The 15,887-nt window shown below is 72.0% G+C and carries 19 protein-coding genes; 9 read left to right on the top strand and 10 right to left on the bottom strand.

The annotated features are described in order from the left end of the window. Positions 1-120 precede the first annotated feature (120 nt). A complete protein-coding gene (gene lysA, locus ABD481_RS43765; protein ID WP_344671841.1) occupies positions 121-1,404 on the bottom strand; it encodes a diaminopimelate decarboxylase in 1,284 nt (427 codons plus the stop codon). A 119-nt stretch (positions 1,405-1,523) separates the two neighbouring features. Here lysA and alr point away from each other — a divergent pair, with 119 nt between their 5' ends. Beyond that, complete coding sequence (gene alr / locus ABD481_RS43760; protein WP_344671840.1) at positions 1,524-2,714, top strand: alanine racemase; 1,191 nt, start codon at positions 1,524-1,526, stop codon at positions 2,712-2,714. A 78-nt stretch (positions 2,715-2,792) separates the two neighbouring features. Here alr and ABD481_RS43755 read toward each other — a convergent pair whose 3' ends face one another. Then, positions 2,793-3,089: a hypothetical protein gene (locus ABD481_RS43755; protein ID WP_344671839.1), complete on the bottom strand. Its 297-nt coding sequence runs from the start codon at positions 3,087-3,089 to the stop codon at positions 2,793-2,795. A gap of 182 nt (positions 3,090-3,271) precedes the next feature. Here ABD481_RS43755 and ABD481_RS43750 point away from each other — a divergent pair, with 182 nt between their 5' ends. Then, positions 3,272-4,609 carry a serine/threonine-protein kinase gene (locus ABD481_RS43750; RefSeq protein WP_344671838.1) on the top strand — a complete coding sequence of 446 codons (1,338 nt, stop codon included), beginning with the start codon at positions 3,272-3,274 and terminating at the stop codon, positions 4,607-4,609. 54 nt (positions 4,610-4,663) lie between these two features. Further along, entirely contained in the window at positions 4,664-5,362 is a 699-nt protein-coding gene (locus tag ABD481_RS43745) for a hypothetical protein (RefSeq protein WP_344671837.1), read from the top strand. Positions 5,363-5,423: 61 nt separating this feature from the next. Here the strand turns inward: ABD481_RS43745 and ABD481_RS43740 are convergent, their stop codons facing one another. Both ABD481_RS43740 and ABD481_RS43735 read right to left on the bottom strand, forming a co-directional pair. Next, complete coding sequence (locus ABD481_RS43740; protein ID WP_344671836.1) at positions 5,424-6,563, bottom strand: baeRF2 domain-containing protein; 1,140 nt, start codon at positions 6,561-6,563, stop codon at positions 5,424-5,426. 107 nt (positions 6,564-6,670) lie between these two features. Then, positions 6,671-7,168, bottom strand: coding sequence for a DUF5709 domain-containing protein (locus ABD481_RS43735; protein WP_344671835.1), 498 nt, complete (start codon positions 7,166-7,168; stop codon positions 6,671-6,673). Between the two features lie 102 nt (positions 7,169-7,270). Between ABD481_RS43735 and ABD481_RS43730 the strand changes: the two genes are divergently transcribed. Further along, entirely contained in the window at positions 7,271-8,809 is a 1,539-nt protein-coding gene (locus ABD481_RS43730) for a glycoside hydrolase family 130 protein (RefSeq protein ID WP_344671834.1), read from the top strand. Between the two features lie 114 nt (positions 8,810-8,923). Here the strand turns inward: ABD481_RS43730 and ABD481_RS43725 are convergent, their stop codons facing one another. From ABD481_RS43725 to ABD481_RS43715, 3 genes are read right to left on the bottom strand one after another with little or no spacing between them, the layout of a single operon-like run. Next, the gene (locus ABD481_RS43725; RefSeq protein WP_344671833.1) at positions 8,924-9,706 is read right to left on the bottom strand and encodes a SigB/SigF/SigG family RNA polymerase sigma factor; all 783 of its coding nucleotides are present in this window, start codon (positions 9,704-9,706) and stop codon (positions 8,924-8,926) included. A 2-nt stretch (positions 9,707-9,708) separates the two neighbouring features. After that, positions 9,709-10,143 (bottom strand): ATP-binding protein, encoded by a 435-nt coding sequence (locus ABD481_RS43720; protein ID WP_344671832.1) that lies wholly within the window; start codon positions 10,141-10,143, stop codon positions 9,709-9,711. Beyond that, a complete protein-coding gene (locus ABD481_RS43715) occupies positions 10,110-10,499 on the bottom strand; it encodes a hypothetical protein (RefSeq protein WP_344671831.1) in 390 nt (129 codons plus the stop codon). The genes ABD481_RS43720 and ABD481_RS43715 overlap by 34 nt, the downstream gene beginning before the upstream one ends. 228 nt (positions 10,500-10,727) lie before the next feature. Between ABD481_RS43715 and ABD481_RS43710 the strand changes: the two genes are divergently transcribed. The 4 genes from ABD481_RS43710 to ABD481_RS43695 all read left to right on the top strand — a co-directional run bounded on the left by ABD481_RS43710 (position 10,728) and on the right by ABD481_RS43695 (position 13,097). Beyond that, positions 10,728-11,123: a hypothetical protein gene (locus ABD481_RS43710; RefSeq protein ID WP_344671830.1), complete on the top strand. Its 396-nt coding sequence runs from the start codon at positions 10,728-10,730 to the stop codon at positions 11,121-11,123. A 107-nt stretch (positions 11,124-11,230) separates the two neighbouring features. Beyond that, positions 11,231-11,482, top strand: a complete 252-nt coding sequence (locus ABD481_RS43705) for a hypothetical protein (protein WP_344671829.1) — start codon at positions 11,231-11,233, stop codon at positions 11,480-11,482. Positions 11,483-11,730: 248 nt separating this feature from the next. Next, positions 11,731-12,396 carry a phosphatase PAP2 family protein gene (locus ABD481_RS43700; RefSeq protein ID WP_344671828.1) on the top strand — a complete coding sequence of 222 codons (666 nt, stop codon included), beginning with the start codon at positions 11,731-11,733 and terminating at the stop codon, positions 12,394-12,396. Between the two features lie 68 nt (positions 12,397-12,464). Then, the gene (locus tag ABD481_RS43695; RefSeq protein WP_344671827.1) at positions 12,465-13,097 is read left to right on the top strand and encodes a phosphatase PAP2 family protein; all 633 of its coding nucleotides are present in this window, start codon (positions 12,465-12,467) and stop codon (positions 13,095-13,097) included. Between the two features lie 54 nt (positions 13,098-13,151). Here ABD481_RS43695 and ABD481_RS43690 read toward each other — a convergent pair whose 3' ends face one another. Genes ABD481_RS43690 through ABD481_RS43680 form a run of 3 tightly spaced genes read right to left on the bottom strand, consistent with a single transcriptional unit; the run spans position 13,152 to position 14,951 of the window. Next, positions 13,152-13,673: a hypothetical protein gene (locus ABD481_RS43690; protein ID WP_344671826.1), complete on the bottom strand. Its 522-nt coding sequence runs from the start codon at positions 13,671-13,673 to the stop codon at positions 13,152-13,154. After that, on the bottom strand, positions 13,670-14,596 hold the full coding sequence (locus ABD481_RS43685) for a serine/threonine-protein kinase (protein WP_344671825.1): 927 nt from the start codon (positions 14,594-14,596) through the stop codon (positions 13,670-13,672). The genes ABD481_RS43690 and ABD481_RS43685 overlap by 4 nt, the downstream gene beginning before the upstream one ends. 28 nt (positions 14,597-14,624) lie before the next feature. Continuing rightward, positions 14,625-14,951, bottom strand: a complete 327-nt coding sequence (locus ABD481_RS43680) for a helix-turn-helix transcriptional regulator (RefSeq protein WP_344671824.1) — start codon at positions 14,949-14,951, stop codon at positions 14,625-14,627. A 131-nt stretch (positions 14,952-15,082) separates the two neighbouring features. Here ABD481_RS43680 and ABD481_RS43675 point away from each other — a divergent pair, with 131 nt between their 5' ends. Next, positions 15,083-15,646 carry a CGNR zinc finger domain-containing protein gene (locus ABD481_RS43675; protein WP_344671823.1) on the top strand — a complete coding sequence of 188 codons (564 nt, stop codon included), beginning with the start codon at positions 15,083-15,085 and terminating at the stop codon, positions 15,644-15,646. Positions 15,647-15,887 lie beyond the last annotated feature (241 nt).

Genomic DNA, 15,887 nt, shown 5'->3' with positions numbered 1-15,887 from the left:
GACTCGGCCACCATGCTCGGCAGCCGTGCTGGAGCCGCCCTGGCGGGAGTGAAGGGCCTTCGACTCCCGCCAGGGCTTTCGGCGTGCTTCTCGGTTTGCTTCTCGGCTTGCTTCTCGACCTCAGGCCCGCGTCTCCGGGTAGAGCCGCAGCAGGTCCTCCTCCGTCTCCCGCCGCACGATCACGCGTGCCCCGCTCTCGCCGACCGCCACCACCGGCGGCCGCGTCACCAGGTTGTAGTTGCTCGCCGAGGCCCGCTGGTACGCGCCCGAGCACGGGATCGCGATCAGGTCGCCGGGGGCGATGTCGCCGGGCAGGTCGACGTCCTCGATGAGGATGTCGCCGGACTCGCAGTGCTTGCCGACCACCGTCATCCGGCGCGGCTCGGCGTCGCTCTCGCGGGAGGCCAGCGCGGCGGTGTAGACGGCGCCGTAGGTGGCCGGGCGCGGGTTGTCGCTCATGCCGCCGTCGACGGCCACGAAGTGCTCCTTGACCGTCCCGACCTCGTAGAGCGCGACCGTGGTCCGGCCGGCGATGGAGCGGCCGGGCTCCACGGCCAGGCGGATGTCGCCGGGGACCGCGGCGCGCAGGACCTCGGCGAGTTCGGCCGGGGTCGGCGCGGGCGGATCGCCGGGCAGGTAGCGGAATCCCAGGCCGCCGCCGAGGTCGAGGTGGCCGATGGTGACGCGGTGCTCCCGCTCGATCGTGCGCAGGAAGGCCACCATGCGCCGGGCCGCCAGGCCGAAGGATTCGAGGTCGAAGATCTGCGAGCCGATGTGGGAGTGCAGCCCGACGAGCTCCAGGTGCGGCTCGGCCAGCACCCGGCGGACCGCCTCGGCGGCGTCGCCGGAGGCCATGGACAGGCCGAACTTCGTGCGTTCGCCTCCGGTGGCCAGGGCGGCGTGGGTGGCGGCGTCGATGCCGGGCTTCACCCGGACCATGACCTTCTGACGGGTGCCGAGGTCCTCCCCGGCGGCGGTGACGCGCTCCAACTCGTGGAGCGAGTCCAGGACGATGCAGCCCACGCCCCACGCCACCGCCTGGCGGATCTCGGCGCTGGACTTGTTGTTGCCGTGGAACACCACCCGCTCCGGCGGCATCCCGCCGACGCGCGCCACCGCCAGCTCACCGCCGCTGCACACGTCGAGGCACAGGCCGAGCTCCGCCAGCCAGCCGACGACGGCCGGGGCAAGGAACGCTTTGCCGCCGTAATGGACGTCGCCGTCGGGGAAGGCGTCGACGTAGGCGGTGCACCGGGCCCGGAAGTCGGCCTCGTCGAGGATGTAGAGCGGGGTCCCGTACTCGGCCGCGAGCTCGCGCACGCCCAGGCCCGCGATCCGCAGCTGCCCGTCGGCCCACGTCGAACTGACCGGCCAAGTGTGGTCCCGCACCGCGATGCTGTTCATAGGAATCACGCTAAGGAACGCCCGGCGGGGCGCGGGGCCAGCGTCAAGGAACTGGACGCTGAGGATCTGTTCCGTCGCCGAGGCCCGGCGGGCCGGGGTGGCGATGGCAGATTCGCCGCATGCGGCGGAGCCAGGCTGGTGAGGAGCAGGGTGCGGTCGGCGTGGTCGATCTCCGCGCCGAAGCAGTGGTCGATCTCGCCGCCTTCCGGTCCAACATCGAGCGGTTGCGGGCCGCCGCGCCGACGTCGCAGCTGATGGTCGTGGTGAAGGCCGACGCGTACGGCCACGGCGCCGCGACCTGCGCGCGCGAGGCCCGCGCGGCGGGTGTGCCGTGGCTCGGCACGGCGCTGCCGGGGGAGGCCCTCGCCCTCCGGGCCGACGGAGACCGCGGACGCCTGCTGACCTGGCTGCACAGCCCGGGCCAGGACTTCGCCCCGCTCGTCGCGGCCGAGGTCGACATTTCGGTCGGCGCGCGCTGGGCGTTGGACGGCGTGGTCGCCACCGGGGGACCGGCGCGCGTACATCTCAAGGTCGACACCGGGCTGGGCCGGGGCGGCGCGAGCCGCGAGGACTGGCCCGCGCTGGTCGCCGCCGCTCGCCGTGCCGAACGGGATGGAGTGGTCCGGGTGGTCGGCATCTGGTCACACCTGTCCTGTGCCGACGATCCGACGTGCGACTGCACCGCGCGGCAGATCGCAGCCTTTGAGGAAGCCTGTGCCGTGGCGCGCGCCGCCGGACTCGATCCGGAGCTGCGCCACCTTGCCAACTCGGCCGCGACGCTGCTGACTCCCGCTGCGCACTACGATCTCGTTCGGCCGGGGCTGGCGGCTTATGGACTCTCGCCCGCGCCGGCCGTCGCCACCGCCGCCGGCTTCGGTCTGCGTCCGGCGCTGACGTTGCGTGCACGTCTCAGTGCTGTGAAACACGTCCCGGCCGGTCACACGGTGTCGTACGGACACGCGACGGCTACGCGGCGCCCCACTGCGCTGGGCCTGGTGCCGCTCGGCTATGCCGACGGCGTCCCGCGTGGTGCGGGACGCAGCGCGGAGGTGTCGGTCGGGGGCCGGCGGGTCGGGATCCTCGGGCCGGTGGCGATGGACCAGTTCGTGGTGGACCTGACCGGGTTGGACGCGAGCGCCGGGGACGAGGTCGTGCTGTTCGGTCCCGGCGCCGACGGCGAGCCGACGGCCGAGGACTGGGCCCGGGCCGCCGGGACGATCGGCTACGAGATCGTGACCAGGCTGGGATCACGACTGGCGCGGCGGTACACGGCGGAGTCGGCCACGGGCTGGTCGGGCTGCTCGGGCTGATCGGGCCGGTCAGGTTAATTGGGCTGATCGGCCGGTCCGCCACGGCGTGCTCGGGCTGATCGGCCGGTCCGGCCCCGGCTACATCGGCGGACCGGCGCCGCCGCCGAGCGGTTTGCCGGTCGCGTCGCGCATCAGCGCCTCGATCGCCGACACGCTCGCGAGGTGGCCGAGGCAGCTGTTGTAGGCGTCCTGGCGGTCCTGGACGGCCGCCGTCAGCTCGGCGAGGCGCTGAACGGCGTCGGCGGAGCCTTCGGGATGAGCCGGTAGCGGTTCGGGCTCCGGACCGGTCGTCCCCGCTCCTGAGGACTGCTGCCGGAACAGGGCGAGGTCCTGCTCGGCGCGCCGTAGCGCGTTGAGCTCCTCTTCACAGGACATGGGCTCACCTCCGCGAACTGTCCTATGACATGGTATTCGCCCTGTCTGAGAACTTCTCGACCAAACTCGGCTGGTTCCGGGGGCACCGGTGTCCATGTGGCCTGTTCGGACCGGAGCGCATGGTGTGGCGCCATTGGGGTACAGCGCGGCAGCCGGACGACTGAAGTGGAGAGGGGCAGCTGATGGACGTGGGGGAGAGGTACGTTCTCGGCCGGCTCGTCGGCGAGGGCGCCACGGCGTGCGTTTACGAAGCCGAAGATTCCGTGCTGCGGCGCGAGGTCGCGGTGAAGGTCTTCCGGGACGGGAACCCCGGCGGCAACGCGCAGCGGGTCAGCGAAGAGGTGCGGATCCTGACCGCGCTGTCGCACCCGCATCTGCTGCCGCTGTTCGACGCGGGACGGAGTGCCGACGGGCAGAGCTTCATCGTGATGCCGCTGGTCCGCGGTACGACGTTGGCGAACATGGTGGCGCGGGGACCGGTCGGGCCGCGGGAGGCGAAGAAGATCGGCACGGCGCTGGCCGAGGCGCTGTCCCACATTCACGCGCGCGGCATCGTCCATCGCGACGTCAAGCCCAGCAACGTGCTGCTGGCCGAGGACGGAATGCCGTTTCTGGCGGATTTCGGGTTCGCGCACGCCGAGGACGGCCCGGCGCTGACGGCCACCAACTGCGTGGTCGGCACGGCCGGGTATCTGGCTCCTGAGCAGGCCGAAGGACATGCGACGACACCGGCGGCGGATGTCTACGCGCTGGGACTGGTGCTGCTGGAGGCGCTGACCGGCGAGCGGACGTATCGCGGCACGCCGCTGGAGCGCGCCGTCGCCAACGCGCTGCGGCCGCCGGTCATCCCCGCGCGGCTGGGCCCGGGGTGGCTGGAGACGCTGCGGATGATGACGGCGCGGGACCCGTCGGAGCGTCCGACGGCGGCGGAGGCCGGACGGCTGCTGGCGGCGGCGGAGGACACGCTGCCGGAGGTGACTGCGCAGGACGACACGATGATGCTCACGCCGGTGCTGGTGTCGGCGCCAGTGCCAGTGCCAGTGCCAGTGCCGGTGCTGGCGTCAGTGCCAGTGCCAGCGCCAGTGCCGGTGCTGGCGTCGGCGCCGGTCTCCGAGCCGGTCTCGGTGCCGGTCAAGGCCTCCTCCCGCCGCCGACTGACCGCGCTCGGCGCGGCGGGATTCGCCGCCCTCACGGTGCTCGGCCTCGGCGTCGGGACGGACTGGCTGGCCTTCGGCGCCGCCGGCCCCTCGCGCCCGGCGGCGCCGGTCACGACCGCCCCGCCCGGCGCCGGCCCGGCCGGCTCCCGGCCGCCGACCCCGGCGCCGGCGACGGCACCGGCCGCGACGCCGAGCGCCACCTCACCGCGTCCTGCCGGCACCACGAGCGCTCCGGTCGTCCAGCAGCACCCGGCCGATCAAGTCCTCAACGCTCCGACGACGTGCCGTTCCGACAAGGGCAACGGCCATGGCAAGCACAAGTGCCAGGGCGCCGACGGCGATTCGGCGGACAGCAATCGCTGAGGGCTGACATCGACGACCTTGAACAGCCGCGTGCGGACCCTGGAAACTGTGTTCATGACAGAGATGGTGGACCGGCGGGAGCTGCTGAGCAGCTTCAACGACGCGGTGCGGCGCCCGGATCTGTTCGGGGGCGAGACCGCGGTCCGCGCCCTCATGGACCAGCTGGCGGCGACCGAGCCCGGACCAGGCGGACCAGGCGAACCAGGCGGACCAGCCGAAGCAGGCGGACCAGCCGAAGCAGGCGGACCAGCCGAAGCAGCCGAACCAAGCTCCGAGGCCGATCCGCCGATCTGGTTCCCCGACACGCACGCCCGGTTGAGCGTGCTGACCTACTTCCAGCGGATGTTTCCCGACCCGGAGACCTTCGTCGTGGCCTCCCAGCTGGGCCAGGACGCCTACCAGCGCGGGTGGTTGCGCTTGGACCGGACCATGAACCCGGTGGCGTATCAGAACCTTGTGGAGAGCCTCTTCGAGTGGGCCGAGACCGATCGCAGCCTGAGCGCGACCGTGCAGACGTTCGGGCGGCCCTCGGTGGTCTTCGGCAGCGCCGACCCGCGGCGGCCGAAGACGCTCGGCTACGGCACCGGCGACCGGACGCAGCCGCTGGCCGTGTTCCATTTCGGGCTGGTGTCCGGGCCGGTGGACGAGCCGGACGCGCCGCCGTCGGCCGAGCCCGCGCTGCTCGGTGTCCAGGCCGACGGCTCCGGAATCGTCCTCGACGGGGCGGTGACGCCGGCGGGCGAGCGCCGCTGACGCGCGGGACGCCGCCGCGCCGGCCTTCCGGCCCTCCGGCCCGGCCTCGCTCAGGCTCCCGTCAGGACACTGCGAAGCGGCACAGCGCCGCGACCCCGCGCCGCGGGCCGTCGTCCTCCAGGCCCTCGGGCAGAATCCTGATATCCGCGTCGGTCAGGACGGCCGCTCGGACCAGCACGTCCTGGAACCGTGCGTGCGCCGGGCGCCCGTCGGGCACCAGGACGCCGGTGCGGTGTTCGGAGATGTCGGTCGGCCGCGGGCCGAACCAGGCGGTCGAGGGTTCGGACTCCTCGGCCCCGGGCTCCGGCGGTGTCAGCAGCAGCACCTGGACCTGGGCCCGGGCCAGCGCGTGGACCGTGGCGGAGGGGCCCTGCACGCCCAGGCCGCCGGGGCCGGACCGGTCCTGGACGCGTTCCAGCGTGCGCAGGCTCTCCTCGTCCACGAACTCGCGGACGGCCGCCTGGACCTGGTCGGCGCGCTGGTGCTCCGAGCCGTCGGGGGCGCGGCCGCCGGGGATGGACTTGATCGCCACCTCGGAATGGACGCTTACCGGCAGGCGGTCCAGGAAGTACTGCTCGGCGCGCACGTCGCCGCCGACTATCAGCAGCTTGGCCCGGGCCGCCGCCAGCGCCTCGGCCACCGCCTCGGCGACCCGCCCGGCGTTGTGCTGCCACGAGTCCTCGGCGCGCCGCTGGTAGCGCGGCTGCGCCGAGCCGCCGGGGGCGTTGCGCTCGATCTCGTCGTCGGGGCCGGTGATCGCGGCGCGCACGGGCTCGGCGGCGCCGGCCGGCTGCACGACGAGCTCGGCGCCGGTGCGGTCGAGCATGACCGTCGCGTAGGCCGGATGCTGTTGGCGCCAGTGCAGCAGCGGAAGGATGTGCGGCACCGCCCCGCAGTGCGCCTGGTCCTCGAACTCGGCGCCGGGCAGCGCGAACATGCGCGTCCGGCCGTCGGCGCCGACGAAGGCCGCTGTCGGCGCCGCGCCGGATCGCAGGGTGCCGAGCACTTCGCCCAGCGCCTCCAGCGCGTCCGAGGGCGCGCCCGAGCGGCGCAGCTCGTCGAGCACCGCGCGGATCCGCAGCTCGGTGTCGTCGATGCCGGGTCCGGGGGAGGGCGGGTTCAGGTAGACGCTCAAGGTCGGGGCCGGGAGCTCGTAGAGCTCGTGGACCATCGGGTTGTCGGTGATCGGCGTCATCGTCATCGGTGGTTGCCACCTCCGTGGGTCGAGCGGGTGGAACTGGTGGATCGGGTGGAACAGGTCGATCGGGTGGAACAGGTGGAGCAGGCGGATCGGAGGGAGCAGCCGGCTCAGAGCGACTCGTCGTCCACCACGTGGACGGCCGCCTCCTCGGCCGACGCGGCGCCGCCGTCGATGCCGACGTCCTCGGCGACCAGGTCGGTCTCGCGGTCCGGGTGCGCGCCCTCGTCCGGGGCGACCAGGCGGCCGGACCGGCCGGTGCCGACCTGGTCGTCCAGCGGTTCGCCGTCGCCGTCGGACAGGTCGCCGACGCCGTCGTCCCGGCCCGCGGCGTCCCGGCCCGCACCGCTCCGGCGCGCGCCGGCCCCGGCCGAGTCCGCCGCGGCGGCCAGCTCGTCCGGGTCCTCGCCCTCCTCGGGCACCTCCTCGGCCAGCCGCTGGTCCAGCGTCAGCTCCTCGCGCATCCCGAGCGGGCGCTCGGGCGGGGAGTAGCCTTCTTCCAGCGGGTCCGACCCGCCGATTTGCGAGTCCTGGGCCTCCAGCTGGTCCAGCTCCTCGGCCGCGTCATAGCGCTCCGGGTCGATGCCGCCGGCTTCTGTGTCGCTCATGGTGTGCTGTGTGACCAGCCCTGGATGGATCAAACGCACGGTCCGCCGTTTAGGAGGCGGACGTGCGGCTAAAGGAGGCCTTTCAGCAGCAAGGAGATGATGATGACGGTTTCCGAAGCAGTCCCGCCGGTCGTCCGCGCCGCCGTCGGCGGCATAGCGGTCGACGAGCTGCTGGTCACCCGCCGGCGGCTGCGGCTGAACCGGGATCCCAGCCGGGTGGTCGCCCGGCTGTTCGTGCCCGGCGCGCACCCGCCGGAGATGAGTTCGCGCGCGGCCGCGGTGGTGCGCCGGATCATGGCGCTGACCGACGACGAGGTCGAGCTGGCCTACGAACGGCTGGTCGCCGGGTTCGGCGGCCGGCACCGCGACCTGGAGCGGACGTTCGCCGACAACTTCCGCGTGGTGGCGCACCGGGTGCCGGGCGAGGCCAAGCTCAGCGGGCTGCGCGAACTGTTGATCGGCGCCCATTTCACCCACGAGTACGCCATCGAGGGCGCGGCCTTCACCAACCCCTCGATGGTCGCGCATCCCGATCAGAGCGGCCTGGAACCCGGTCAGCTGCGCTTCCTGATGAGCGCCCGCGCCATCGGCGAGGGGCACTTGTCGTGCGTGGAGTTCCGGACCGGGATCGTCGGGCCGAACGGCGAGCTGACCGTCGACCCGCCGTCGCCGTACGCCGGCACCGGCCATCTGCACACCGCCACCTACAGCCGCACCCAACTCGCGCACGCCCTGAACCGGCCCTATGAGGACGACGAGATCCTCGCCTTCCTCCTGCACCACCTCCCCGAGAACTTCACCGAAGCGGAACTGGAGGGGCTGCTCGGCGCGCTGAGCCCGGAGCTGCTGGTGCTGGAGCGGACGTTCCAGACCCTCTCGCGGGTGCATTGGTTCATCGCCTGCCAGTACCGCGTCCAGTTCCCGGAGGACCGGGACGTCTCGGAGAACGTGCTCTGGCCGACCTCGCCGACCGAGCGGCACGGCATCGAGGACGCCCGCTTCGTCCGCTTCACCGACGACGACGGCCGCTCGACCTACCGCGCCACCTACACCGCCTACGACGGCTCCGAGACCCGCACCCAGGTGCTGGAGACCGACGACTTCCGTACTTTCCGCATGTCGCAGCTGTTCGGCAAGGCCGTCGGCAACAAGGGCCTGGCCCTGTTCCCGCGCAAGATCAACGGCCAGTACGCCGCGCTGTCCCGCTGGGACCGGGAGTCCAACTCCCTGGCCACCTCGCAGGACGGCCGGGTCTGGCCCGAGGCCCGCGACCTGGAGGTCCCGTTCCACAACTGGGACCTGATGCAGGTCGGCAACTGCGGGTCGCCGGTCGAGACCGAGGAGGGCTGGCTGGTCCTCACGCACGGCGTCGGCGCGATGCGGGTCTACGCCCTCGGCGCGCTGCTGCTCGACCTGGACGACCCGTCCCGCGTCCTCGCCGCTCTGAAGGAGCCGCTCCTGATCGCTTCCCCGGACGAGCGCGACGGCTACGTCCCCAACGTCGTCTACTCCTGCGGCCCGCTCAAGCATCAGGACACGCTGGTCATTCCCTACGGCTTCGGCGACATGGGGGTGGAGTTCGCGACGGTGCCGGTGCCGGCGCTGCTGGAACGGATGCGGACGGACGGCGCGGTTTCATAAGCCCGAGAGGTTCATAAGCAGAGGTTCGTAAGCAGAGTTTCATAAGCAGAGTTTCATAAGCAGAGTTTCATAAGCCGATGGAGCCGTAGATCCGCTAATAGAGGACTACTCCCACTACCCGACTGCTCCCAGCCGCTGCCGCAGACGCTCCAGGATCTGCGACAGCAGCCGGGACACTTGCATCTGCGAGACGCCCAGCTCGGCGCCGATCTCGGCCTGCGACATGTTCCGGAAGTACCGCATCAGCAGGATCCGCTTCTCCCGCGCGGTCAGCCGCTCCAGCAGCGGTTTGAGCGCCTCGCGGTCGACCACCAGGCCGAGGGCCGGGTCCTCGTCGCCGATCAGCTCGCCGAGCGTGGTGCCGTCGCCGTCGGCCAGCGCGATCGGCACGTCCAGCGAGGCGGTGTGGTAGGCCGCGACCGCCTCGTAGGCCTCGACGACCTCGTCCAGCGGCAGGTCCAGGAAGAACGCGACGTCCTCGGCGCTCGGCGCCGCCCCCAGCCGCTGGGTCAGCTCCTCCTGCGCGCCCCGCACCAGGGCCGACAGCTCCTGCATCCGGCGCGGGACGTGCAGATCCCAGGTCGTGTCCCGGAAATGGCGCTTGATCTCGCCGGTGATGATCGGGGTGGCGTAGGTCAGGAACGTGGTGCCGTATGCGGGGTCGAAGTTGTCGACCGCTTTGACCAGGCCGAGATAGGCGACCTGTTCAAGGTCCTGCGGCGGCTCGCCGCGCTGCCGGAAGCGGCGGGCGACGAAGCGGGCGTAGGCCATGTACTCGCCGATGACGTGGTCGCGCAGGGCTTCGTACTCGGGGTGGTCGGCGGGCAGGGCGCGGAGCCGGAACAGCGCGGCGCGTGCTTCGGCTCGTTCGTGGTCTCGGTCCTCCGGGAATTCCATTCCTACCTCCCCTCCGCGTGCTTCTTCAGGATCTCCACGCGGACGGTCGTGCCTTCGACGTGCAGGGCGCAGCCGTCGGCCAGGGCGTTCAGGATCGTCCACCCGAACTCGTCGCCGTCGGGCAGCGCGAACGCGTCGGCCTCCACGGCCACGGTCACGCGCAGCACCGGGCCCTCGACATGGAACGTGGCTGTCAGGTCGTTCTGCTCGGAGCCCCGGGCCAGCCGCACGCTGTTGCACAGCAGCAGCCCGCAGGCCTCGTCCACGGCCAGCCGCAGATCGGCGACCTCGGCGAGGGTGCAGCCCAGGCGCGGCGCCAGCTGGCCGCAGGCCGAGCGCAGCAGGGGGAGATACGTGGCGTCGGCCGGGATGCGGATGGTGACGACGGCGGGCTCGACCGGGATCATCGACGCCTGGTGGCCGGACGGTCCGTCCACGCCTGCCGCACCCGCTCCGCGGTGGCGTCGGCCCACGCGGCGAGCTCGCGGTCGAGCACGGTCCGGACGTGCTCGTACTCCTCCAGCGCCTGGGCCCAGGCCCGGTCGGCGCCCTCCAGATCCTGGTGCGTGCGGCCGAGCAGGAGCAGATCGCCCTCCCGCTGCGCCGCCCGGAGCTGCGCGGCGACGCGCGCCCGCACCCGCTCGCAGGCGCCGAGCGCGGCCTCGGCCGTGCTCTCGGCCGTCAGCAGCCGGCCGATCCAGGCGTCGGCGACGGTCTGCTCCGCCTCGCGGACCGCGGACCGCCGCGCGGCCTCCTCCATGGACAGATGCCGTTCGGCATCCCCGGTGGCCATGGGCGGCTCACTCCCCGCGCGTCCGCACGCGGGCGCTGATTCCGTTGCCGACTGTCTGCGTCATGGGTCATCGCTCCTCGGCTCGTGCCCTCGGGATGGCTGCGAGAGGTCCTGCTGCCCGCCTCTTCCAGGGGTAAACGGTGCGATTCACCGCCTCCGATTTCGGGCGTTAGGCCGCCGCGCTGCTGGGTACCGGAGTGCTCACCGGAGGAGAGTCAGGGAGCGAGCATGAGATTCCCGTGGTTCCGTACCAAGCGTTCTGTCTATCGGCGGCTGCTGCGCGAAGTCCAGGAGCACGAAGCCGTCCGCGAGGCGGAGGAGATCGTCGGCTCGGCCTGGATGGCCGGGTTGATGGAGGCCGCGGGCCGGACCGCGGGGCAGGTCCGACCCGGCAATCTGGGGCTCGGCGAGTTCGTCCGGCAGGAACGCGAGGTCTGGGCCGCCGCCGTGAAGCTGCGGGCCCTGGACGCGATGGTCGACCGCGAGCGCTTGGCGGACGCCGCGCGGGCCGCCGGGATCGGCGACGCGGCGGTCACCGAGGTGCTGGACCGGGCGGACCGGGCGGACCGGGCGGACCGGGCGGACCAAGCAGATCGAGCAGACCGGGCAGATCGAGCGGACTGAGCGGACTGAGCGACACGCCGCCCCCGCGATCCGTGGCGCCGGACCGGTTTGATCTCATGAGGTGGCGGACACCGGGACCGGGTCGAGGCGCGGAGGAAGGTGCGGACATGAGTGAGAGCATCCAGATCGCCATTGGTTCGGCGGTCAAGGGCGACGGAGGATTCGTCGGCGAGGTGGAGCGGGTCGACGTGGACCCTGGCGGACCGTTCGCCACGGCGGTGTCCATCCGGCCCCGGCATGAGGGCGGCGCGCCGCGCCGGGTCCCGATGGCGCTGTTGGAGCAGGGACCGAACGGTCTGCGGCTGCGCTGCACCCGCAAGGAGTTCGAGGAACTGCCGGCGGACGGGCCCGTGCGATGAGCGGGACGGGATTGTTCGGGCGGCGATCGTTCAGGAGACGATCGTCCGGGACGCCAACTTCCGGGACGCCATCATCCGGGACACCGTCGTCCGGGACACCGTCGTCCGGGGCGGGATCATTCGAGGCGCCGAGCTCTGTCCGCCTGTCGCCCCGCCGACGGCTGCATGAGCGCTTCGGAGCCCGGCTGGGCCTGACCCTCTTCGTCGCCGTTCCGGCCGCCGCGCTCGCCGGGCTACTGGCGGTCGCGGTGGAGAGCGCCTGGGATCCGTTCCGGAAGCTCGACCAGGACACCGCCACCTACCTCCACGACCACGCCGCGGGCCATCCCTTGGTCATCCGCGTACTGCTGCGGGTGTCGGAGATCGGCGGTCCGATGCCGTTCCGGGTCGTGATCGGGGTGCTGGCCGTGGTGCTGTGGGTGCGCGGCGCGCGCCGTCTGGCGTTGTGGGCGGCCTCGACGATGCTCGCCGGCGCGGTCCTGGATTCGGGGCTGAAGGCGCTGGTCGACCGGGCGCGTCCGCACCTGCCGAATCCCTTCGCCCATGCGCCCGGGGCCTCGTTCCCGTCCGGCCACTCCATGGCTTCGGCGCTCGCCTGCGGGATCATCGTCCTTGTCCTGCTGCCGTTGCTCGGCCGCCGGGGCAAGGCGGTGCTCTGGACGCTCGCGGTGCTGGCGGTGGTCGCGGTCGGATACAGCCGGGTCGCGCTCGGCGTGCACTGGGTCACCGATGTGGTCGGCGCGTGGCTGCTGGCGGTCGCGTTGCTGGCGGCGACGGTCTCGGTGTTCCAGACCTGGCGGGTCGAGCACGGGCTGCGTCCGGTGCGTCCGGTGCGCGAGGGCGTGGAGCCGGAGGAGGCGGACGAGTTGTCGCAGGGCGAGGAGTTCCATGTGGAGCGGGGGAGTGAGAAGTGACAGCGTCCGCAGCCGGTTTGCAGTCACACGCGACCCGTCATCCCGCCGTCCGGCGGACGGTCTGGCTGGTGTCGGGACTGGTGGTGATCTTCGCGCTCCTGGCCTTCATCGGCTGGCTGGTCACCGGATCGCTGGCGGATGATTGGCCGCTGCGCTCCGAGGACGGTCTGGACCGGTTCCTGGCTTCGCATCGGACTCACGTGCTGAACGTGGCATCAGGGATCTTCTCCACCCTGGGCAATACGCAGTCGGCCATCGCGCTCAGCGCGGTCGTGTTCTTCGCGATCAGGGTGTTCACTCACCGCTGGATCGAGTCGTTCTTCGTCGCGGCCGCGCTGGTGAGCGAGGTCAGCGTGTTCCTGCTGACGACGGTGGTGATCGAGCGGGCCCGGCCGACGGTTCAGCACTTGGATCATGCCCCGCCGACGTCCAGTTTTCCGTCCGGACACACCGCTGCGGCTGTGGCACTGTATGCGGCTGTGGCGCTGGTGCTGTGGCGGCACGGCGCGGCCTGGCCGGTCTGGCTGTTGCTGCTGATGCCCTGTGCGGTCGGCTTCTCGCGCCTGTACCGGGGGATGCACCACCCCAGCGACGTTCTGGCCGGGGCGCTGCTGGGGGTGCTTTGTGTGATGCTGGCGCAGCGCGTGGTTCTCGGCGACGCGCCCGCATCCCGCACGGTCACTCGCCCAGGGCGGCGGTGACCGGTCTTGTCGGCTGGTTCGGTTGGTTCGGCCGAGTCGGCCGAACCAACCGGCTCAGCTGTCGATGAGCTCGTGGAACGCTTCGCGGCAGCGGAGCAGATGCTCGCGCCACTTCTCTTCTTCCGGCTCGGACAGCTTGGTGTCGGCCGTGTTGGCTGCACTGGTCGCGCTGCTTCCGTCAACGTCGTCGGCGTCGTCGGCCTCGGGATGCCCGACGCTGTCGGCGATCTCGCCCACGCGCTCGGCGATGGTGTCCGCCAGGATCCGCACCAGGCGCCCGGCGGCCTCGGCGGCGCGGCGGGGGTCGGTGACGAAGCCGGTCTGCACGGTGTCCCACTCGCTGAGGAAGGCCGCGCGCTGGCTGTCGTTCAGCAGGGTCTCGGACCGGGGCCGGGCCGGAGTGCCGTCGGGCTGCTCGGCGGGCGGGTCGAGTTCGAGGGGTCGTTCCGCGACGCCCTCCTGGGACTGCTCGGCGGGCGCCGCGGTCTTGATGGGACGCGTGGGTACGTCGTCGGCGCTGTACTCGTCGACCTCGTCGTACAGGTCGTCCTGGGAACCGTCGGTCGTGAAAGTCATGGAAGTCGCTCCTTCCGGGTCGCTCCGTGCCGGCCGGTCCGTCCGGACCGGCGGCGCGCTCCGGTTGTCCCGCCGGACCGGCCGTAAACGTCGTCCTGCGGCTTGCGGTGCCGGGGCGCCGCTCCGCCGGGGCTGATCAGGCTCCGTAGTTGCCCGGCCGAGGGTCGGCGCGCCGGGTCCAGGCACAGCATGCTCGCCAGCAGCGCGCGCCACTGCGGCGGCAGGTTCTCGGGGATGCGCGGCGCCCGGTGGACCACGCCCGCCAGCCGCTCCAGCGGCGGACCGGTGTACTCCGGCTGCCCGGTGAGGGCCTCCAGCAGGATCAGTCCGAGCGAGAACACGTCCGAGGCGGGCAGCGCGCCGTGCCCGCGGGCCTGCTCCGGCGCGAGGTAGCCGGCGGTGCCGACGACGGATCCGGCGGCGGTCCGCGCCGGGCCGTCCCAGGCGTGGGCGATGCCGAAGTCGGCCAGGAAGATGCCGCCGTACGGGTCCATCAGGACGTTGGCGGGCTTGAGGTCGCGGTGGACGATCCCCCGGGCGTGGATGTGCGCCAGGGCCTCGGCCAGCGCCGCGCCGACCCGGGCCACGTCCACCGCCGGCAGCGGTCCGCGCCGGATGACCCGGCCCAGGTCCTCGCCCTCGATCAGCGGCATGACCAGGTAGCGCCACGCGCCGTCGCGGCCGGCGTCCAGCAGCGGGACCAGGTGCGGATGGCCGACGGCGGCCAGCAGCCGCGCCTCCTCGGCGAACCGGGCGACGTGGTCCGGACCGAGGTCCGCGGCCATCAGGATCTTGACCGCGACCGGCCGCGAGAGCCGGACGTCGGTGGCTTCGTAGACTTCGGCGGCGCCGCCGAGGGCGATGCGTTCGCCGAGTCGGTAACGGTCCCCGAGGAGGGTCTGGGTCGCTGCCGTGAGAGTCACCCGCGTCCAATAACCCGGATTCGGGGGTTTACACGTCCTTTTTCGGCGGCGGCTGGTCCGGGAACCGCTCGGCGAGCAGTTCCAGGAACGGCCCGACCCGCAGATCGCCTTGCGCGGAGTGGCGGAACGGGAGGTCCAGGTTCACGGAGTAATGGTTCCGCCGGCCGACCCGGCGCCGGGTGACGTACCCCGCCGCCTCCAGATCGGCGACGATCGCCGCCGTCGCCCGCTCGGTGATCCCGGCAGCCGCGCTGAGCTCCCGCATCCGCGCGTCCGGGTTCCGCGCGATCTCCACCAGGACATGGCCGTGCGAGGTCAGCAACGTCCACGCGTCCCGCCTGCCGGTCTGTGCCACCCGGCGATGATAACGCCTGGACGCCGAATCATGAATATTTCTTCCTGCATTTCCTGACAGGTCTCACCCCCGCCCCCCGCCGCCACCCCGTGTCCACGATTCGGGACCACGATCGCGGGCATAGAGCCCCGATGGAAATCCTTGCCTACGCCGAGCGAGCGGTCGACCTGGTGAACACGGAAATCCCCGGCGCGGACCAAGACAGTCTCCGCTCCGAACAGGATCTCCGACGTCTACTGCCCGCCACCTGGACCGTCTCCCACAAGGCGGCCGAGGACGGCCTTCGCGAACTGCGCGCAGTCCGCCCCCGCCTCCGCCGGATCTTCGAGCAGGCAGCGGCAGGCCACGGCCGCAGCGCGGTCCAGGCGGTCAACAAACTCCTGGTCGACTTCCCAGCCTCCCTGTCGATCAGCGACCACGACGACGACGGCTGGCACATGCACCTCGCCGACGCCGAAAGCGGCCCAGCCCGCCGCTTCGTAACCGGCGCAGCCCTGGGACTGGCCTACACAATCGCCGAGCGCGGACCGGAACGCCTCGGCGTCTGCGAAGCCACACGCTGCCGCGCGGTGTTCGTCGACACCACCACCAACTCCTCGCGGCGGTACTGCTCGGACCGGTGTGCGACGCGGGCGAATGTGGCGGCGTATCGGGCGCGGAAGCGGGCGGGGGTTGGTGGGGGTGCGCGTGCTTAGGGTGGATCGGCTGTTGGTTAGGTCGACGGCGCGCGGACTTAGGCTGGGGCCCGGGCTGGATGGTGAGTCGGGTCGCCCGATCGGCTGCTGGCTTGGCCGGCGGCGCGAGTTCTTAGAGCCTGTTGTCTTTCCGAACGTGGCTGGTGGTGGGCCATGCTTTGGGGTGGTTCAGGGTTGATCGGTGCATGAGTGCAGGGCCTTCCGTGTAGCTCGATGAGTGTCTAAGTCCTCGAGCGGGAAG

Source organism: Catenulispora yoronensis, from assembly GCF_039531695.1.
In the GTDB taxonomy this organism is placed as follows: Bacteria; Actinomycetota; Actinomycetes; order Streptomycetales; family Catenulisporaceae; genus Catenulispora; species Catenulispora yoronensis.
The sequence above is the reverse complement of the archived record's forward strand: the minus strand, read 5'-3'. Positions and strand labels throughout refer to the sequence as shown.